A 16,626-nucleotide genomic window follows, 5' to 3' on the forward strand; every position below is an offset into this window, starting at 1 on the left:
TTGTAGGCATGGGACACGACCACAGCCACTCGCACGGCATCACGGCCACCGGCAAACACCGCAAGCGCCTCATCGCCGTCCTGTGTATCACCCTCACCGTTGTGCTGGTCCAGATCGTCGGCGCTGCCGTGTCCGGCTCGCTCGCGCTGCTCGCCGACGCCGGGCACATGCTTTCCGACGCCGCCGGTGTGTTCATCGCCCTGCTGGCCGCCTGGATTGCCACGCGGCCGGCCAGCGACCAGCGCACCTACGGCTACCTGCGGGCGGAAGTCCTGGCCGCGCTGGCCAATGCGCTGGTGCTGATTGTGATCTCCGTGGTCATCGTCATTGAGGCCGTCCGGCGGTTCGGCTCCGCCCATGAGGTTGAGACCGGCGTGATGCTCTGGGCTGCCGTCGCCGGCGCCGCCGCCAATCTGGTCTCGCTGCTGATCCTGCGCGGGGCCCAGAAAGAGAGCCTGAACATCCGGGGCGCCTACCTCGAGGTCCTCGGCGACCTGCTGGGTTCCTTTGCCGTGATCGCGGCCGCGCTCGTCATTATGGTCACCGGGTATCAGGCGGCAGACACTATCGCATCGCTCCTGATCGCCGTGATGATCCTGCCGCGGGCCTGGCACCTGCTCCGTGACGTGGTGGATGTCCTCTTGGAGGCAACTCCGAAGGGTGTGGATGTCAACATGATCCGCGAACACATTCTCGCGGTGGAGGGCGTCACCTCGGTGCACGACATCCACATCTGGACGATCACGTCCGGGGTTCCGGTCTTCTCCGCGCACGTTGTAGTGGAGGACGCGGCCCTGGGCGCCCGCGGCGCGGACCGCGTGTTGGACAAGCTGGCGGTCTGCCTCGGATCGCATTTCGACACCGAGCACTGCACCTTCCAGCTGGAACCGGCGTCACATGCGGAACATGAGGCCCGCCAGCACGCCTGACCCCGGCGGACCGGGCGCTGCCCGGAGGCCGGGGCAGGGCCAAGTGCTAGGAGAGCACGTCCTTGTTGCTGAATTTGCCATAGGCGAGGGCCCCGAAGACAGCGATGTAGGCGCCCTGCAGCATGGCGTTGCTGGCGAACGAGTCCCACGCAATCGGCTGGCGCAGGAGATCGGCGAAATCGAGCCAGTAGTGCGTGAACAGCCAGGGGTGCAGCCACTCCAGCTGCGGCAGCACGTCCAGCACCTGCGAGACGACGGAGAGGACCACGGTGGTCGCCATCGCCCCCACCGGCACGTCAGTCAGGGTGGACACAAAGAGGCCGATCGCGGCGAGCCCCAGCAGGGAAACGGCCAGATAGGCCCCAATCAGCACGAGCCGCAGCACCGCCTCCCACGGCCCGATCGAGTCCCCCGAGAGCAGTGTCACCGGCCCCACCGGGAACAGTGCGGCGCCGATTCCGGCGCCCACGAGGGCCACCACCAGGGGTGCCACAATAACGAACACGGCCACACCGGCGTATTTCACCAGCAGCAGCCGGATCCGGCCGGCGGGGGCCACAAGGAGGTACCGCAGCGTTCCCTGCCCGGCCTCGCCCGCGATCGTGTCCCCCGCGACGACCCCCACGGTGAGGGGCAGGAAGAGCGGAACGGCCAGCACCATGGACGTGATGCCGACAAACAGTCCGTTCTGCGCGATCCGGTCCAGGAAGGCCGGGCCGCGGCCGGCCGGGACAGCGGAGGACAGCCGCACGGCAACGGCAATCAGAATGGGGATGGCGGCCAGTGCCAACAGCATTGCCCAGGTCCTGCGGCGGCGGAACAGCACCCCCAGCTCGGATGCCAGCAGTCCGCCGCCCCGCGGACCACGCCGGCGGGGCGGAGCCGGGGCGGGCGCGGTCGCCGGGAGGTCACTGGACAACGTCGAACCCCTCTCCCGTCAGGGCCACGAAGCGGTCCTCGAGACTGACCTGTTCTGCCGCGAAGCCACGGACCCGGACGCCGGCTGCCACCAGCGCTGCCACCATCTCTTCGGGCGCGACCACACCGTCCGCGCTGAAGTCGCTGTCGGCGGGTCTCCCGTCGTCCGAACCGCCAGAGAAGCGGGCGGGCAGCGGCGCGAAAATGACCGCTCCCGTACCGTCGGGACCGCCGGCGCCGCTGCTGGCGTCGGCGCCCCGGGTGGGGTTCAGGCCAAGACGGGTCAGCACCTGCGCGGCGGCCCCCGGGTCGGGAGTCAGGACACGGATTCGGGCCTGGCCTGCCTGGCGGAGTTCGGTCAGGGTTCCCTGCGCCACGAGCTTGCCCGCACTCATGATTGCCGCGTGCGTGCAGATCTGTTCAACCTCGGCCAGCAGATGGCTGGAGACAAACACGGTGGCGCCGTCCGCGGCCAGGGAACGCACCAGGCTCCGCACTTCCCTGGTGCCCTGCGGGTCCAGCCCGTTGGTGGGCTCGTCGAGCACCAGAAGATCGCGCGGGGCGAGCAGGGCATTAGCGATCCCGAGGCGTTGCTTCATGCCGAGCGAGTACGCGCGGACTTTTTTGTCCGCGGCGTGCGTCAGCCCCACCCGTTCCAGCGCCGAGTGAACCCGGTCCCGCCGCGTGCGCGCAGACCCAAGAGGATCGGCGGCGTCCAGGCGGCGCAGGTTGGCGGCGCCGGACAGGTAGGGATAGAAAGCCGGCCCTTCGACGAGGGCCCCGACCCGGGGCAGCACGTCATGCAGCCGGCGCGGCATTTCTTCCCCGAGGACCCGCACGGAGCCGCTCGTCGCGGCGGCCAGGCCCAGCATCAGCCGGATGGTGGTGGTCTTGCCCGAACCGTTCGGGCCGAGGAAGCCGAAGACCGACCCCGTAGGCACGGCCAAGTCGACACTGTTGACGGCCATTTGGTGTCCGAACCGCTTGCTCAGGCCGGTGGTCTCAATGCTCAGTTCAGCGGGACCGACGCCGGTCATCCGGCGGCCCCTGCGGCCGTCACCGCGACGCCGCTGCGGCCTGGAGCCGCTCCAGGGGCACGGACCCGATGAAGATCCGGCCGTCGTCGAGCACGAGCATATTTACCAGCGACGTCGATAGGAGCCGTCCGCCCGGGACGGGGGTCAAGGCCTGCTCCAGCGGCGCTTCCGCGCTAACGTCCGTCCCGCGGGGGTCCGTCCGGCCGCGCAGGTCCTGGTCCGGGGCCGCCGGGCCGGGCAGGGCCTGATCGGCCGTCCCGCCGAACAGCGCAGCGGCCGAGCCTGCGGGGAAGCCGAGTACGGTCTCCCATCCGGAACCGGAGATAGTCGGCCTGCGGGAGTCCTTCGATTCCCTGTCCGGCCGCACTGCCTCACCCGGCGGTGCGGCGTCATCGGGCCCTGCGGCATCGTTCGGCCGCACTGCCTCACCCGGCGGTGCGGCGTCACCGGGCTTGCCGTGCTGCCAGGCGTCGTCCTTCTTCCGCTCCGGGTCCGGAATCTCTGTCACGGTGGCCCCTGCCGGCGGAGAAAAGGCGAAGATCGATACGTCGGGGGCTTCGAGCAACAGGTTCGTATAGGCCATTCGGAAGGCGGGAGTGGACTGGCCCCTGGCTTTGACGGTCACTGACAGTGGCATCCCGGTCTCACCGTCGACCGCGATCGCCATCGACTCGAAGAGCGTGACGGTGGAACGCGGCGCGATCTTCAGGTCGTAGGCCGCCCGTCCGGCCACTTGGACGTCGTCTCCGACCGTTACGGCCGTGTGTTCATCGATTTTGTCCAACAGCATTCCGGCCAGGCGGTCGGGGCTGCCCCACATGCCTTTGCCGTCGCGGCCGTCCAGCATGCCTTCGTAGTCACGCTTGTAGTCGAGGCTGTCCATCATGCCCTTGTGGGCGGCATCGTGATCAGCGCCGCCCGTCGGCGGACGGAAGTGGCTTGCGGTGTTGTCTTTCGAGTTATAGGTCCACAGTTCATGGCCGTTCTTGATGAGATTGCGTTCGGCCATCCGGTCCATCACCTGGACCCGGGCGTTGTCGGCACCGTCGAAATAGACCCGCGCGGTGTGCGATCCGGACAAGAGTTCAAGCCATCCGGTGCCTGAGGGGCCGCTGCCGGACATGGTCTGCGGCAACGCCGGAAAGCCGAGCTCCGAGACCTGCTCCACAGTTCCGGACAGGGCTTGTTTGCGGTGCTGCGCCAGCAGCTGCAGCACCTCCGCCGGCGTCTTGGCCGGCAGCGGATCCCCCGCGCTCGCTGGCAGCGATCCGAGCAGCGTGCCGGCTGCTATCACCGCCGGGACGATCGCGGCGGGCACCCAGCGCAACCATCGGCGGGTCACCGCACCCACATCCCTACGTCAAACCGAAGTGCTCCACCGTTGCAGCTCATGATTCAACATTACGCCCCCGCGGCAACGGCACCACCTGGCCTACGCGCCGCCGAGCATCGGACCGAAGCTGGCCCGGTCGGCCAGCCGCGGATCCGCACGATCCGGAACCACCATGACTGGGCTCTTGGCGTGGTGCAGGACGCCGTCAGTGGTCGATCCCAGCAGCATCCCGGCGAAACCGCCATGGCCGCGGGTTCCCAGCACCAATAACTCCACGTTCCGGCTGGCCTCCACGAGGACGTCGACGGGAGAGCCGTCCAGAAGTTGCGTTTCCATGGTCAGGGCCGGGAAGTGGCTCGCCAGCCATGCCGCACCGGCGTCGAGCTGGGCCTGGATTTCGGTGAAGAGCGCGTCGCGGTCCAGCGGCGCCGGCACCCACGCGAGCGACCCGCTGTATTGCGGTACGGCGCACACCACACGGAGCCGGGCCGAGAGGCGTTCCGCCTGGGCCGCTGCGTCGAGCACTGCTATCCGGGCCTGTTCAGATCCGTCGACCCCCACGACGACGACGTTTGCGATGAGTTCCCGGCCCGACTTGGCCTGCTCGGCGAGCACGTGCTTGTCGTCGGTGATTTCACCCAGACGGTCAGCACAGACCAGAGGGACAGTCACGGTGGGGCACTTGGCGTGGGCGGGCAGTGCGCTGCTGACTGAGCCGAGCATCCGTCCGACGAAGCCGCCCCGGCCGCGGGTGCCGAAAACCAGCAGTTCCGCGGTTTCACTCATTTCGAGCAATACGCCGGAGGCGTCCCCGTTTTCAACAGAAGCGTCGACGTCGATGTTGTATCCGGCGACCTTGTCGAGGGCTTGTTTCTGGACAGCCTCGGCGCCATCACGGATCACGGAGTCATCCACCGTCGCATAGCCGCCGTCGAGTCCCGATGCGGCGAATATCGGCACCGAATAGGCGGTGACGATGTGCAGGGGGCGGCGTCGGCGCTCTGCTTCGCGGGCGGCCCAGGCCAGGGCACAATGGCTGTGGTCCGAGCCGTCCACCCCTACGACAATCCCCCGGGGAGGCACTGGCTGTACGCCGGATTCCGCTGCCGGTTCCGGATGCGCCTGCTCACGGCCCATGGGGTCCGCCTCCTTGAGATTGTGCCTGATGTTCCGGCTATTCTGCCAGACCTGCCTGCGCCGGGCGGCCAGCCGAAGCGCATTTCTCATCCGTGTACCTCCCAACTCTTCTCCGCGGGCCATGAACAGGCAAGCGGGTGCGGCGGGCTTCTCCCTCGCCGGTTCCGGGAATCAGGACCGCAGACTGTTTACGCAGAATTAACCTCGCCCGCGGTGGCGCGGAATCCCGCAGTTCCCGGTTGCGGAGATCGCGGAACCCTGGAATCTACTGCGCAGTAACTTCCTTCGACGAAGCCCTATCCACGAACTCAAATGTTGGGTATTCTTCGACACACTGCTGAACCGAGACTCGTGTTTCAGAACCCGTCCCGAGAGGCCGGGCCTGAAAACGGCGCTTGGAAGGCAGCCGGGGTCCACACCCGGCAACTGGAAACGTTCGGGAAGGGACCCTGCAGTGTTGAGCATGCCTGTCCATGGGGGAATTGAGCGGACCGCAGCGGTGGTGATTGGCACTGGGCTTTCGGGTCTGGCCGTCGCGAGCGAACTGCAGCGCCACGGCGTGGCCTCCATAGTCGTGGAAGGCCTCGACCTGCTGGGCGCCGGGTATCCCGCCAACACCTCCTCGCTCCAGCGCTGTGACGCGGCAGACGCGGCCAGCCTTCAGGAGCGCAACGAGATTCTTCGGCATCTGCGGAACTATGCCACCAATCATCAACTCGATGTCCGGAACAGCATCAGGGCACTCCAGCTGGACCATCTTGCCGCCGAAGCCGCCGATGCCGCGGACTTCGGGCAGGCGGCCGGGAAGTGGGCCGTGCGAACCCCGGGAGGCGTCCTCCTTGCCGATCATCTGGTGCTGACCAGATGCGCGCACAGCCAGCTGCGGCGCATGCTCACCGAGCTCGGTATGGCCACCCGGCAAAACCTCATGGCTGCGATGCACGCCCTGGGAATGTATCTGGTGGGCGTGGGAGAGCTGATCACGCCGTCGCCGAAGGAGGTGCTTCGGCAGGCGAAGGCGGTGGGGCAGGCAATTTCAGCCAAGGTCTACCCGGACGGGCTTCCAGCCAGCGTCACCGGGGGCCTGGCCTTGGCGGCTCCCGCCTAGTTTTATCTTGGCGGCTCCCGCCTGTTTTATCTTGGCGGCTCCCGCCTGTTTTATCTTGGCGGCTCCCGCCTGTTTTATCTTGGCGGCTCCCGCGTCGTTTTAGTCGTCGCCGCCGGAGGTCAGCCTCCGCTTCGCCATCAGGCCCAGGGTGACGAGGATGCCGACCGCCACACCAACGAAGATCACGATGCTCCAGGCAAACGGTGGCGCGGAGTCGGCGGGTTCTGCCGGCGCGGCGGTTGTTCCCGGCTCAGGTGTCCCCAGCGTCGGGACAGCGGCAGCCGCCGTCGAACCCGCCGCCCCCGCCGTCGCCGTGAACGTGGAGCGGCCTTCGATGGGGTGGCCGTCGGAGCTGGCGACCCGCCACTGCACGGTGTATGTCCCGGCCGGGGCACCTGGCCGCAGCCGCTGCGAGGCAACGTTGTCCACGATCTCCACCGGCCCATCGGCCCAACTGGCGCCTGCGGCGTCAGTGACCACAAACTCCGCACCGAGACCCAGCGGGTTGTTGCTGAACGTCACGGACACCTGGTCCGGCGGGGTGGCGAGGGTGGCGCCGTCCGCTGGGCTGCTGGATTCCGCGGCGTCGTGCGCCGCCGCCGGACCCGCGGCGGCGCCGAGCAGTATGGCGGCAAAGACCAGGGCGCCGAGCAGCGCGCTCAAAAGCTGTCGGATGGGGCGCATGAGCAGGCTACTCCTAATGTTGGCTTCCTTACAGACTAGGCGAAACCGCCGGGTTGCCGCCTTGGCACCCATTAAGATGCAGGTGACACCCAAATCTCCCGGAGGATAAATGCTCAAGCAGGGCTCTGCACTCGATCGCTATTTCATGATTTCCGAACGGGGGTCCAGCCTGTCGCGCGAGATCCGCGGCGGATTCGCCACCTTCTTCGCGATGAGCTACATCGTGGTGCTGAACCCGCTCATCCTTTCCGGGCCTGATTCCTCCGGCGCGACGCTCGGATTCCCCGCCGTGGCCGCGGTCACCGCGTTCGTGGCCGGCATCCTGACCATCCTGATGGGCGCCTGGGCCAAACACCCCTTCGCCATGGCCACCGGGCTGGGCGTCAACGCATTCGTCGCCGTTACCGTAGCCACCAACCCGGGCCTGACCTGGCCTGACATGATGGGCCTCGTGGTGCTCTCCGGCGTCACCATGCTGATCCTGGTCCTCACCGGGTTCCGGACCGCCGTGTTCAGGGCTGTCCCGGAAGGGCTGAAAACGGCGATTGTGGTCGGCATCGGCCTGTTCATCGCGCTCATCGGGCTGGTCAACGCCGGCTTCGTGCGGCGAATCCCCGATGTCGCCGGCACCACAGTCCCCGTAGGCCTGGGTTTCGACGGCAAACTGCTCGGCTGGCCTACTTTGGTATTCGTTTTCGGCCTGATCCTCACGATTGGCCTCGTGGTCCGCAAGGTCAAGGGCGCGATCCTGATCGGAATCGTCACTTCCACGGTTCTCTCCGTGATCCTCGAATCCACCCTGAACATCGGGCCCAGCTTCGACGGCAAGAACTTCAACCCGATGGGCTGGTCCCTCGTGGCACCCACGTTCACCGAATGGGCCGCCCCGGACCTGTCCCTGATCGGCAAAGCCAGCCCCTTCGGTGCCTTTGAGCACTTGGGCTTCGTCGCCGCGACCCTGCTCGCGTTCGTGATCCTCCTGAGCATCTTCTTCGACGCCATGGGCACCATGGTGGGCCTGGCCACCGAGGCCGGTTCGATCGACAAGGACGGCAACATCCCGAACGTGGACCGGGTCCTCCAGGTGGATGCCCTCGGCGCGATCATCGGCGGCGGCACCTCGGTGTCCTCCAACCAGATTTATGTCGAGTCCGGCGCGGGCATCGGCGAAGGAGCGCGCACCGGTGTGGCGTCCATCGTCACGGGCCTGCTGTTCCTCGTTGCAATGTTCTTCACCCCGCTGATCAATCTGGTGCCGTTCGAGGCCGTGGCTCCGGCGCTCGTCGTCGTCGGTTTTATGATGGTCTCCCAGGTCGGCAAGATCGACTGGCAGGACTGGGGCATTGCGATCCCGGCGTTCCTGACCTTCACCCTGATGCCCTTCACGTACTCAATCGCGAACGGCCTGGGCGCCGGCTTTATCTCCTTCGTCCTGATCCGCACGTTCCAGGGCCGGGCCCGCGAAGTGCACCCGCTGATGTGGGCTGTCGCTTCGGCGTTCCTGCTGTTCTTCGGCATCGGTCCGATCGAGGCTGCCCTCGGCATCAGCTAGCCGGCGTCTGTCCGCCGGGGTGGCAGGTTATGGCAATGGAGCATTGCCATAACCTGCCGTCCCGGCGCTGTTTAAGCAATAAGTCCGGGATTCCGGACAGTCCGACGGCGGCGCGGCTGGTCTTCGGGCCGGGGCTGGGGTGAGCTAGGACAATGGCTACTTCCGCACCCACCATCGATGTCCCTCCACAGCCCTGGACCGGGCGGTTCGACGGCGACAGCCCCGAGCACCGGCGCTGGTGGCAGGCCGTGAGCCCCTACGTGCCGCGGGCGATACCGGCAAGTTCGGCGGCCACCGCAGGGCGTCCCCGTGCGGCTGTCCTCCTCGGCTTCGGCAGCGACGAGGGGGTCCGCCGCAACAAGGGCAGGGCCGGTGCCGCAGCAGGCCCTGCGGCCATCCGTGCCGCGCTCGGTCCGCTCGCCTTCCATCTCCACCGGGAGGTGCACGACGCCGGAGACGTCACCGTGGCGGGGCAGTCGCTGGAGGCCGGACAGGCCCGCGCCGGGCTCGCCATCACGAGCCTGCTCGACGCCGGTGTGCTTCCCGTGGTGCTCGGCGGCGGGCACGAGACCGCGTTTGCCAGCTATTTGGGGATGGCCGGATCGCAGGCGGTCCGCGAGGGACTTCGGGTGGGCGTGTTGAACCTCGACGCGCATTTTGACCTCCGCGATGAACCGGCGCCCAGTTCCGGCACCCCGTTCCTTCAGATGGCCCGCGCGGAAACCGCCGCTGGCCGCGAACTGAAGTACGCCGTCGTCGGGATTTCCGAACCGGGCAACACCCGGGCGTTGTTCCGTACCGCCGCGGAGCTGGGCGTCGACTACCTGCTGGACGAGGACTGCTCGGCGGAGAACACGCACACGTTCGTGGCGGCGTTCCTGGCACACGTCGACGCCCTATACCTGACCATCGACCTGGACGTGTTGCCGGCGTCGGTGGCGCCCGGGGTGAGCGCACCCGCCGCCTACGGGGTCCCGCTTCAGGTGATCAGCGCGGTGTGCCGCCAGGTCGCTGCGAGCGGGAAGCTGTTGCATGTGGACGTGGCTGAGCTGAACCCTGGGTTCGACATCGACGGCCGCACCGCGAAGGTGGCCGCTCGGCTGGTGAATACGCTGCTGCTGTAGCGCCGACCGGGGCCGGTGCCGGAGCCGGAGGCGTGCCATCCAGCGCCAGCGGAAGCACTGCCAGGGTTTCCTCACTGCAGCGTTTGGGGTTGTCTTTATTGTCAGACCCCCGTGCCATGCTGAATGTATGGAAAGCAGCGCAGGGTGGAGCGCAGGGTGGACTGCGGAAGGCAGAAACGCCTTTGAGGCCGTGGCCTCGTCCGTGGCTGCGCTTGCTGTTCTTGTAGGTGCCGGCGCAGACTCAACCCGGTCCTGTGATGCTGATCCGCTCCGCCGGTTGGCCGATGATTGCCTGGACACGCTTGCCGAGATTGCCCGTCTGGAGGCCCGGATCGCTGCCCTGAAAGTCCGTGCAACCGCAAAGTACCTCGAAGCTGCCAGGGCGATCGCGCCCCCGGCGGCGTCGCCCCGGGACCAGGCTGCCCAGGACATGTCGCTCGTCGCGGAGGTTGCGTGCGTCCTGACCGTCAGCGAACGGGCCGCAGGGGCTCTGCTCGCCGAGTCCCATGCACTCACCGCAGGCCTGCCGCGGACGCTCCTTGCGCTGCAGTCCGGGGCGATCTCGTGGCAGCACGCCCGGATCATGATCGATGAAGCGGCCAGCCTCGGCGCTATAGGCGCGTCTTCGCTGGAATCCCATTTCCTGGACCCGGATGCGGTGAAACCCGCGCGCGGCTGCCCAGCCGGTGACCTCGTCCCTTCCCGGTTCCGCGCCAAGGCCAGGACCTGGCGCGAACGTCACCACCCGGTCAGCATCGAGAAGCGCCATGCCACCAGCGTCGTGGACCGTCGGCTCGAGTACGTTCCTGACCGGGACGGGATGGCCTGGGTCTCGGCGTACCTCCCGGCAGATACCGCGGCCGGGATCTGGAACAGGACCACAACCGCGGCCCGCGACCTCCAATGCCCGACCGAACCGAGGACCCTCACTCAACTCCGCGCGGACATCGCCGCCATCTGGCTACTCAGCGCGGACACCGGCGGAACCGCCACCGGCATAGCGGCAAACGCCGCCCGGCCCGGCCACCGTGTGTCGTCCGGCGGTGCGGCATCGGCTGGCGGTGCGGCCTCCGCTGGCGGGGCGCTGGCTGGCGCGCCATTCATGCGTGTGCCCTCACCCGCTGCCCAGGTGTTGGTGACCGTGCCGGTGTTCTCGCTGATGTCCCTTACTGACGAACCCGCTATCCTCGACGGTTACGGGCCGATCCCAGCCTCCATGGCCCGCACCCTCGTCGCCGACGGCGCCACGTCTTTCCACCGCGTCCTCACAGACCCCAGCACCGGGGCGCCCCTGGAGATCGGACGGACCAGCTACCGAATCCCGACCGCTATGCGGCAATGGCTCCGCCTCAGAGACGGTAAATGCCCCTTCCCCGGCTGCTCGGGCCAGTCCCTGGACAACGAGGCGGACCACGTCCTCGCTTGGACGCACGGCGGCACCACCGGCATCAGCAACCTCGGCCAACTGTGCCCTAAACACCACAAACTAAAACACGCCACGCAATGGACACCTACCGAAAGCAGCCTGAACAAACCACCCGGTTGGACTTCACCAACCGGCCGCCATTACCCCAGCGAGCAGCAGGACTGGGAACCAGCGCACCGCCCCAATCAGATCCTGCACTTGCAGAAACGCATCAGCCCGGAAGACATGCCGGATTACTCGGCGCCCAAGGACGCACTACCCGAGGACCCCTTGCCCGATGCGGCTTGGCTGGCGATCCCCTGCGAGGAACCGTGCCTGGACTGGGCCCTCTGGGAGGCAGCCTAGCCAACGTGAACTCTCGCGGCAGGCCTGGGCGCCAGCCTGATCAATACGCTGCTGACATAGCGGCACTCGGGGCGGCGGGTTCAACGAGCCTTGCCTGCTCTGCTGACTGCCCCTGCACCGCGGACGGCGCCAGCCCTGCGGACCGCACCAACCTGCTCTGCTGACTGCCCCTGCACCGCGGACGGCGCCAGCCCTGCGGACCGCACCAACCAGCTCTGCTGACTGCCCCTATACCGCGGACGGCGCCAGCCCTGCGGACCGCCCCGGCTCTGCTGACTGCCCCACGATCCCGTGCGCGATCCGCAGGATCTCCTCCCCGGCAAGGATTCCGGTAGCTTCGGTCACGGTCAGGTTCGGGCGGGTGTAGGCGTCGTTGTGGAGTTCCCCGTGGGCCGGACGGATCGCGATGTCCGCGAGTTCGAGGATGCCCGCGTCCAGCCGCGAATCGCCGGCAGCGACGAGCAGGCCTGCGCCGGTGCGCCGCCGGACCTCGTCCACGGCGGCTTCCTTCGTGACCGGGACAGGCACGCAGTAGAGCTTGCGCCCCTGCAGGGACGTGGTCCAGCCCCGGGCCCGGCACCACTCCTCAAGCTCTTCCGTATACCCCGCAGGCAGAGCCTGCCGGTCAACGATCGAGTAGGCGAAGATGTCTTCCGCGGTCCGGACCCGCAGGATCGCGGGAACCGCAGCCTGGCCCGTGAGCCGGTCCAGCACTTCGCGCAAGGGAGCGCATTCAGTCTTGAGTGAGCGCCGGATGTGGCGCGACCAGTCAGGATCCGGCTCGCCGTCGCGCAGCAGTACTGCTCCGTTCGTTGTGACGGCGTAGCCACGGCCGCGGCCCGGCAACCGGACCCGGGAGAACTGCGCCTGCGTGCGGGTCGTGACCGGCACGAAGACGCTCTGCTCCTTGATCGCCGCCAGCAGGTCCTCGGCCGCCCGGGTCATAAACGACAGCGGCGCCGCGTCGTAGACCTCTGAGACCACCATCCGGGGCGCCGCATTGTCAGCGCCGGCAAGCCCCATGGAGTTCGCCGAGTAGATCAGGGTCCGGTCGAGATCGCTGGCGACCATGACCGGAGCCGTTGGAGCCCCCGACGAGTGGTGCGCGGAGAAGCCGGGCGTGGAACGGTGTGCGGTGCTCATAAATCGATCACGGTCTTTCCGTCCGCACCCGTGGCACCCGGGGTGTGGATCGGGTGGATCAGGCCAACGCAACTGTAGGGCAGGTCCGGCACTTCCACCACCTCAACTCCCCGTTGTTCCGCGAGGTGCAGCACATGGCTGATGTCGCCGGCCGCATCCGGATGCACCAGAACTTTCCACGGCACACGCCGCAGCAGCACGCGCGTGGTCTCGCCGACCCCTGGCTTGACGAGGTTCACGTTATTGATGCCGAACCGCCGGCTGAGCTCTTCCACCGCGGCCCATCCCGACCAGTCGGCCTCGGGGAGATCCCCAACCTGCGCGGGGACGGACGCCGTCGCGGCCATCACGTCATCCCGGACCGCTGCAAACTGCGCGGTGACGGCGTCCAGGAACGTCGTAGAGACGTCACTGCCGGCCAGGTCCGAGTAAAACTTGGCACCGTGGAAATCGCCGGGGCCGATCAGCGCCTTGTTGAAGACGGTTCGGGAAATTAGCCCCGAGACGGTCGAGTTCAGGCAGGCGGAGGGTACGAGGTAGTCCTCCCTCGTTCCGAAGATCCGGACGCAGTGCCCGGGGTCGGCGAGGACCGCGAGATCCGCCCGGAACGCGGCGCCGTCAGTTGTCTGGAAGAGTTCGACGGCGGCTGCCAGTTCCCGGGCGATGGCACCTTTTCCCGTCCAGCCGTCAACGAACATGATGCGTTTGGGGTCGTGGCGGGCCGCGAGGTAGCCCAGGGCGGCCTGGTCGATGCCGAGCCCGCGGACGATGCTGACGGCGTAGTGCGCCAAATCCAGGCCGTGGACCTCGCGGGCCCAGCGCTTCATCAGGATCCCGACCGGTGTTCCGGCCCGGGCGAGGGACACCAGGACGGGTGCGTTGCCGCGCAGTTTCAGGACTTGTTCGGTCAGTGTGCCGGCAGCGTGCGCGATCCGGGCGGCCGAGCGCTCCAGCGCTTCGTGGAACAGGGCACCGTACTCGGGCGAGGGTTCAAACTCCTGGGGCAGCGACTCCGCGTAGCTGGCTTTGCCGGACTGGATGGCGGCCTCGCGTTCGGCCCGGGGCGCCTCCAGCTGCGCCGAGCTCAGGTCTTTGAGCAGCCAGCGAACGTCCTCCCGTGAGTAGGAGCCAAAAGCCGGACCGGCGAGTGGTTCCGGGAATGGCGCCTGCCGGGGAAGCAACACGACCTCGACCGCGGCACCGCTGCCCGCGACGGCCTCCGCGATCCTGCCCGGGGCCAGGAGTCGGGATGCGGGGGTGCCGGGTTCCGCAAGGATCACCACGGTGTCGAAGCGTCCCCCGGGGTGCGCGAAGTTGTACGCGAACCGGGGACCGGGTCCGTCGGCGGCATCGTCGTCGCTGTCGAAGCTGATGGCCGAGCGGATGGCGTAGCCGGGTTCGTCCACGGCCGCGACCGGGGACCGGGTGCTGGTCGAATACCGGATGTCGGCGTCGGGGCAAAGCTCCTGCAGCCGGACGGCGACGGCCAGCGGGATCGCCATGAATTCCTCGGTGGCCAGTACCAGGACGGAAGATCCTGCCGCGCCGCCGCCAAGGGCGGAGGCGACGTGCTGGGCAATTTCGGCAGCCTCTCCGGGATCGGGACGCCCGGAAACACCGAAGCGCGCGCTGCGGATCGGCGGGACGACGCCGTTCAGGTCCAGCACCCCCATCCGGCCGACACCGGTTGCGGCCTGATCCGGCACCGGAAGGCCGCTGATCAGTTCTGCCGCGTCGGCGGTGAGGCTCGCCGGCAGGTCGATGCTTCCGTGGGCCAACGCTACGGCGCTGATACCGGCGCCGAGTTCGAGGGCCAGGGCAGCAAACTCGGCCTGATCGGACGCAGACCGGAGGTCCACGAGCGAGGCAATGACGTACCGGCGGTGCGGGGCCGTGCGGTGGAGTTCGCGGATGGTGTTGATAATCGTCGCGCCGGTACTCAGTTCATCGTCCACCAGGACGACGGTGTCCGCCAGGTGCAGCTCGGCGCGGCCCGTCGGGAGGAGCTGATGGGAGGTCGCATGGGAATGGGACTCTTCGAACGCACCATACGGCGCCACCCCCTCGGTGCTGTGCCGGGTCGAGTGGATGTAGTAGGTGCCCAGTTGCGCGGCGACCAGCTGTCCCAGCCCGGTGGCCGTTTCTGCGTAGCCTATGGTCACGACGCCAGGAACGTCCGTCTGCTGGCCGGCCAGCAGGGCACAGAGTTCTGTCACGGCAACTGCACGGGCCCGCCGGACCGCCGGGTCCTCGGTACCAACCTCGGCACCAGCTTCGGCGCCAACACCGACGCCGGCGCCGCGAAATCCAGTCCGGCTGGTGCCCTCCGCCAGGAGGCGTTCAAGCCGGTCCGCGGCCTCCTCGATGACCGCGGCGAGCGGCGTCGGGGATGCGGCTGCCGGGTCCCCGGCGGCGGGGTGGTCGGGATCCCGCTGGAGTTCCTGCCGGACCAACAGGCCCAGCAGCCAACCGGCCGCCGTCGCGATCCCGGGTTCGGTGGGAACGTGCTTGGCGAGGACGCGGGACACAAGCAGGTGCGCCCGTTTCGGGTTGCGCCGCAGTGCCAGCCCGACCAGGGAGCGCACCGGCAGGACACTGTGCCCTGGTGCCGACGCCACGTCGACGCCGAGGGCATCACGCACGTAGCTTCCGCTCCAGGGGGCGTCGGTCCGGATGACCTTCATCGCATGCTCGCTTCCAGTAACTCCACAAAATTTACTCCGGGCCGGGCAACACCGAAGGCCCGGGCACGCAGCAGGGTGCGTTCCGCCCAGGCGCGGTGCGGTTTCGACTCGTTCATCTTGTTGCCATAGGACGACGCCTTCACACCGCCCCCCGCGCTGGCGGCAATATCCAGGGCGTCAAGATATTCTTCGTGGCTCACCACGCAGAGGGAATGCACGACGGGAACGTGGCTTGGGTGGATGACGGTCTTGCCCAGCAGCCCGTTGGCCAGGTCCAGTTCAATCTCGCGGATCAGGCCGTCCAGGTTTTCCAGTAGGAGACGCTGGCGCAACGCGCCTTCGTTGACTGCTTCAAAGGGCGTGGCCCGCAATTGCGGGCGCAGCACCCGTTCGGTGTTGACGTAGTGCTCCCATACCGGGCCGGAGATGACCCAACCGTCCTTCGGCCGACCGAAAATGTTCACGACGTCGCCGATGATGTTGGCGACGACCTTGACGTTGTAGATGGTCAGGTCCCGCGAACGCCGCAGCCCGAAGGCGCTGGACATGTCCGTTGCCCCGATCCGGACGCAGAGCACCAGATCGCGGAACTCCTCGATCAGTGCCAGATTGTCCGTCAGCACCCGGACCCGCGACTCCAGATGGGTTGTCGACAGGTCCTCGATGATCGGCATGGCCCGCAACACGGGGGTTTCGGGCGTCCCGCGGCCGGTCTCCAGGTTAAGGAGCCGCAGCGCTTCCAGAAACGCGCGTCCGCGCCCGGTCTCGTTCTCGAACTTCGGCAGAACAAAGCCGTAGACGACATGGAGGGATTCGCCGGCGCGCCGTCCGATATCGAGCAGTTGTTCCGGCGTGCGGCAGCGAATGAAGATCAGTGGCAGTTCCGCCCGGACGTCCGGCGCGTCAAGTTCCCGCAGGGCCGCGAGCAGGTTGCTTTCCGCCCCGGGCAACTCGTCATCCGCCACGGCGTCTTCAAGGCAAATAACGGCGCTCATGCATCCGGCCCGGGCCTGTTTCAGCAGGCCTTTCGCCAGGCCGTCCCGTGAACCCGGCGAATACAGGGTGGCGCCCAGGGCGACGGCAAGCAGGCCCGGGTCCGAGGTGTGGTGCAGCACCTCGGGGCGCAGGTGGAATAGCCGGTTTTGGACAGATTCAGCCAAGGCTGCGAAGTGCTGCATTTGTGCCCCTCGGGGTTAGCGGTGCCGG

Annotated in this window: 13 protein-coding genes; 5 read left to right on the forward strand and 8 right to left on the reverse strand. The window is 67.7% G+C overall.

Annotated elements, in window-relative coordinates; genetic code table 11:
• Window positions 1-8 precede the first annotated feature (8 nt).
• Window positions 9-929 (forward strand): cation diffusion facilitator family transporter, encoded by a 921-nt coding sequence (locus KY499_RS10505; RefSeq protein WP_123256656.1) that lies wholly within the window; start codon window positions 9-11, stop codon window positions 927-929.
• A 46-nt stretch (window positions 930-975) separates the two neighbouring features.
• Here KY499_RS10505 and KY499_RS10510 read toward each other — a convergent pair whose 3' ends face one another.
• The 4 genes from KY499_RS10510 to KY499_RS10525 all read right to left on the reverse strand — a co-directional run bounded on the left by KY499_RS10510 (window position 976) and on the right by KY499_RS10525 (window position 5,354).
• On the reverse strand, window positions 976-1,848 hold the full coding sequence (locus KY499_RS10510; protein WP_123256655.1) for an ABC transporter permease: 873 nt from the start codon (window positions 1,846-1,848) through the stop codon (window positions 976-978).
• Window positions 1,838-2,884, reverse strand: a complete 1,047-nt coding sequence (locus KY499_RS10515; protein WP_123256654.1) for an ABC transporter ATP-binding protein — start codon at window positions 2,882-2,884, stop codon at window positions 1,838-1,840. Before KY499_RS10515 ends, KY499_RS10510 begins: the two co-directional genes overlap by 11 nt.
• Window positions 2,885-2,903: 19 nt before the next feature.
• On the reverse strand, window positions 2,904-4,226 hold the full coding sequence (locus KY499_RS10520) for a hypothetical protein (RefSeq protein WP_219885359.1): 1,323 nt from the start codon (window positions 4,224-4,226) through the stop codon (window positions 2,904-2,906).
• A gap of 90 nt (window positions 4,227-4,316) precedes the next feature.
• Window positions 4,317-5,354: a universal stress protein gene (locus tag KY499_RS10525; RefSeq protein WP_123256652.1), complete on the reverse strand. Its 1,038-nt coding sequence runs from the start codon at window positions 5,352-5,354 to the stop codon at window positions 4,317-4,319.
• A gap of 463 nt (window positions 5,355-5,817) precedes the next feature.
• On the opposite strand from KY499_RS10525, the gene KY499_RS10530 reads away from it, so the two are divergent.
• On the forward strand, window positions 5,818-6,462 hold the full coding sequence (locus tag KY499_RS10530; RefSeq protein ID WP_219886984.1) for an FAD-binding protein: 645 nt from the start codon (window positions 5,818-5,820) through the stop codon (window positions 6,460-6,462).
• Between the two features lie 99 nt (window positions 6,463-6,561).
• Here KY499_RS10530 and KY499_RS10535 read toward each other — a convergent pair whose 3' ends face one another.
• Entirely contained in the window at window positions 6,562-7,146 is a 585-nt protein-coding gene (locus tag KY499_RS10535; RefSeq protein WP_219885360.1) for a copper resistance CopC family protein, read from the reverse strand.
• A 109-nt stretch (window positions 7,147-7,255) separates the two neighbouring features.
• Here KY499_RS10535 and KY499_RS10540 point away from each other — a divergent pair, with 109 nt between their 5' ends.
• The 3 genes from KY499_RS10540 to KY499_RS10550 all read left to right on the forward strand — a co-directional run bounded on the left by KY499_RS10540 (window position 7,256) and on the right by KY499_RS10550 (window position 11,593).
• The gene (locus tag KY499_RS10540) at window positions 7,256-8,698 is read left to right on the forward strand and encodes an NCS2 family permease (protein ID WP_123256649.1); all 1,443 of its coding nucleotides are present in this window, start codon (window positions 7,256-7,258) and stop codon (window positions 8,696-8,698) included.
• A 152-nt stretch (window positions 8,699-8,850) separates the two neighbouring features.
• Window positions 8,851-9,822 (forward strand): formimidoylglutamase, encoded by a 972-nt coding sequence (gene hutG, locus KY499_RS10545; RefSeq protein ID WP_219885361.1) that lies wholly within the window; start codon window positions 8,851-8,853, stop codon window positions 9,820-9,822.
• Window positions 9,823-9,949: 127 nt separating this feature from the next.
• A complete protein-coding gene (locus KY499_RS10550) occupies window positions 9,950-11,593 on the forward strand; it encodes an HNH endonuclease signature motif containing protein (RefSeq protein WP_219885362.1) in 1,644 nt (547 codons plus the stop codon).
• A gap of 228 nt (window positions 11,594-11,821) precedes the next feature.
• Here KY499_RS10550 and KY499_RS10555 read toward each other — a convergent pair whose 3' ends face one another.
• The 3 genes from KY499_RS10555 to KY499_RS10565 are packed head-to-tail and all read right to left on the reverse strand — an operon-like array spanning window position 11,822 to window position 16,598.
• Entirely contained in the window at window positions 11,822-12,736 is a 915-nt protein-coding gene (locus KY499_RS10555) for an HAD family hydrolase (protein ID WP_219885363.1), read from the reverse strand.
• Window positions 12,733-15,420, reverse strand: a complete 2,688-nt coding sequence (locus KY499_RS10560; protein WP_219885364.1) for a phosphoribosyltransferase domain-containing protein — start codon at window positions 15,418-15,420, stop codon at window positions 12,733-12,735. The genes KY499_RS10555 and KY499_RS10560 overlap by 4 nt, the downstream gene beginning before the upstream one ends.
• On the reverse strand, window positions 15,417-16,598 hold the full coding sequence (locus KY499_RS10565; RefSeq protein ID WP_219885365.1) for an HpcH/HpaI aldolase/citrate lyase family protein: 1,182 nt from the start codon (window positions 16,596-16,598) through the stop codon (window positions 15,417-15,419). The genes KY499_RS10560 and KY499_RS10565 overlap by 4 nt, the downstream gene beginning before the upstream one ends.
• Window positions 16,599-16,626 lie beyond the last annotated feature (28 nt).

Source organism: Arthrobacter sp. PAMC25284 (assembly GCF_019443425.1).
GTDB lineage: Bacteria > Actinomycetota > Actinomycetes > Actinomycetales > Micrococcaceae > Arthrobacter > Arthrobacter oryzae_A.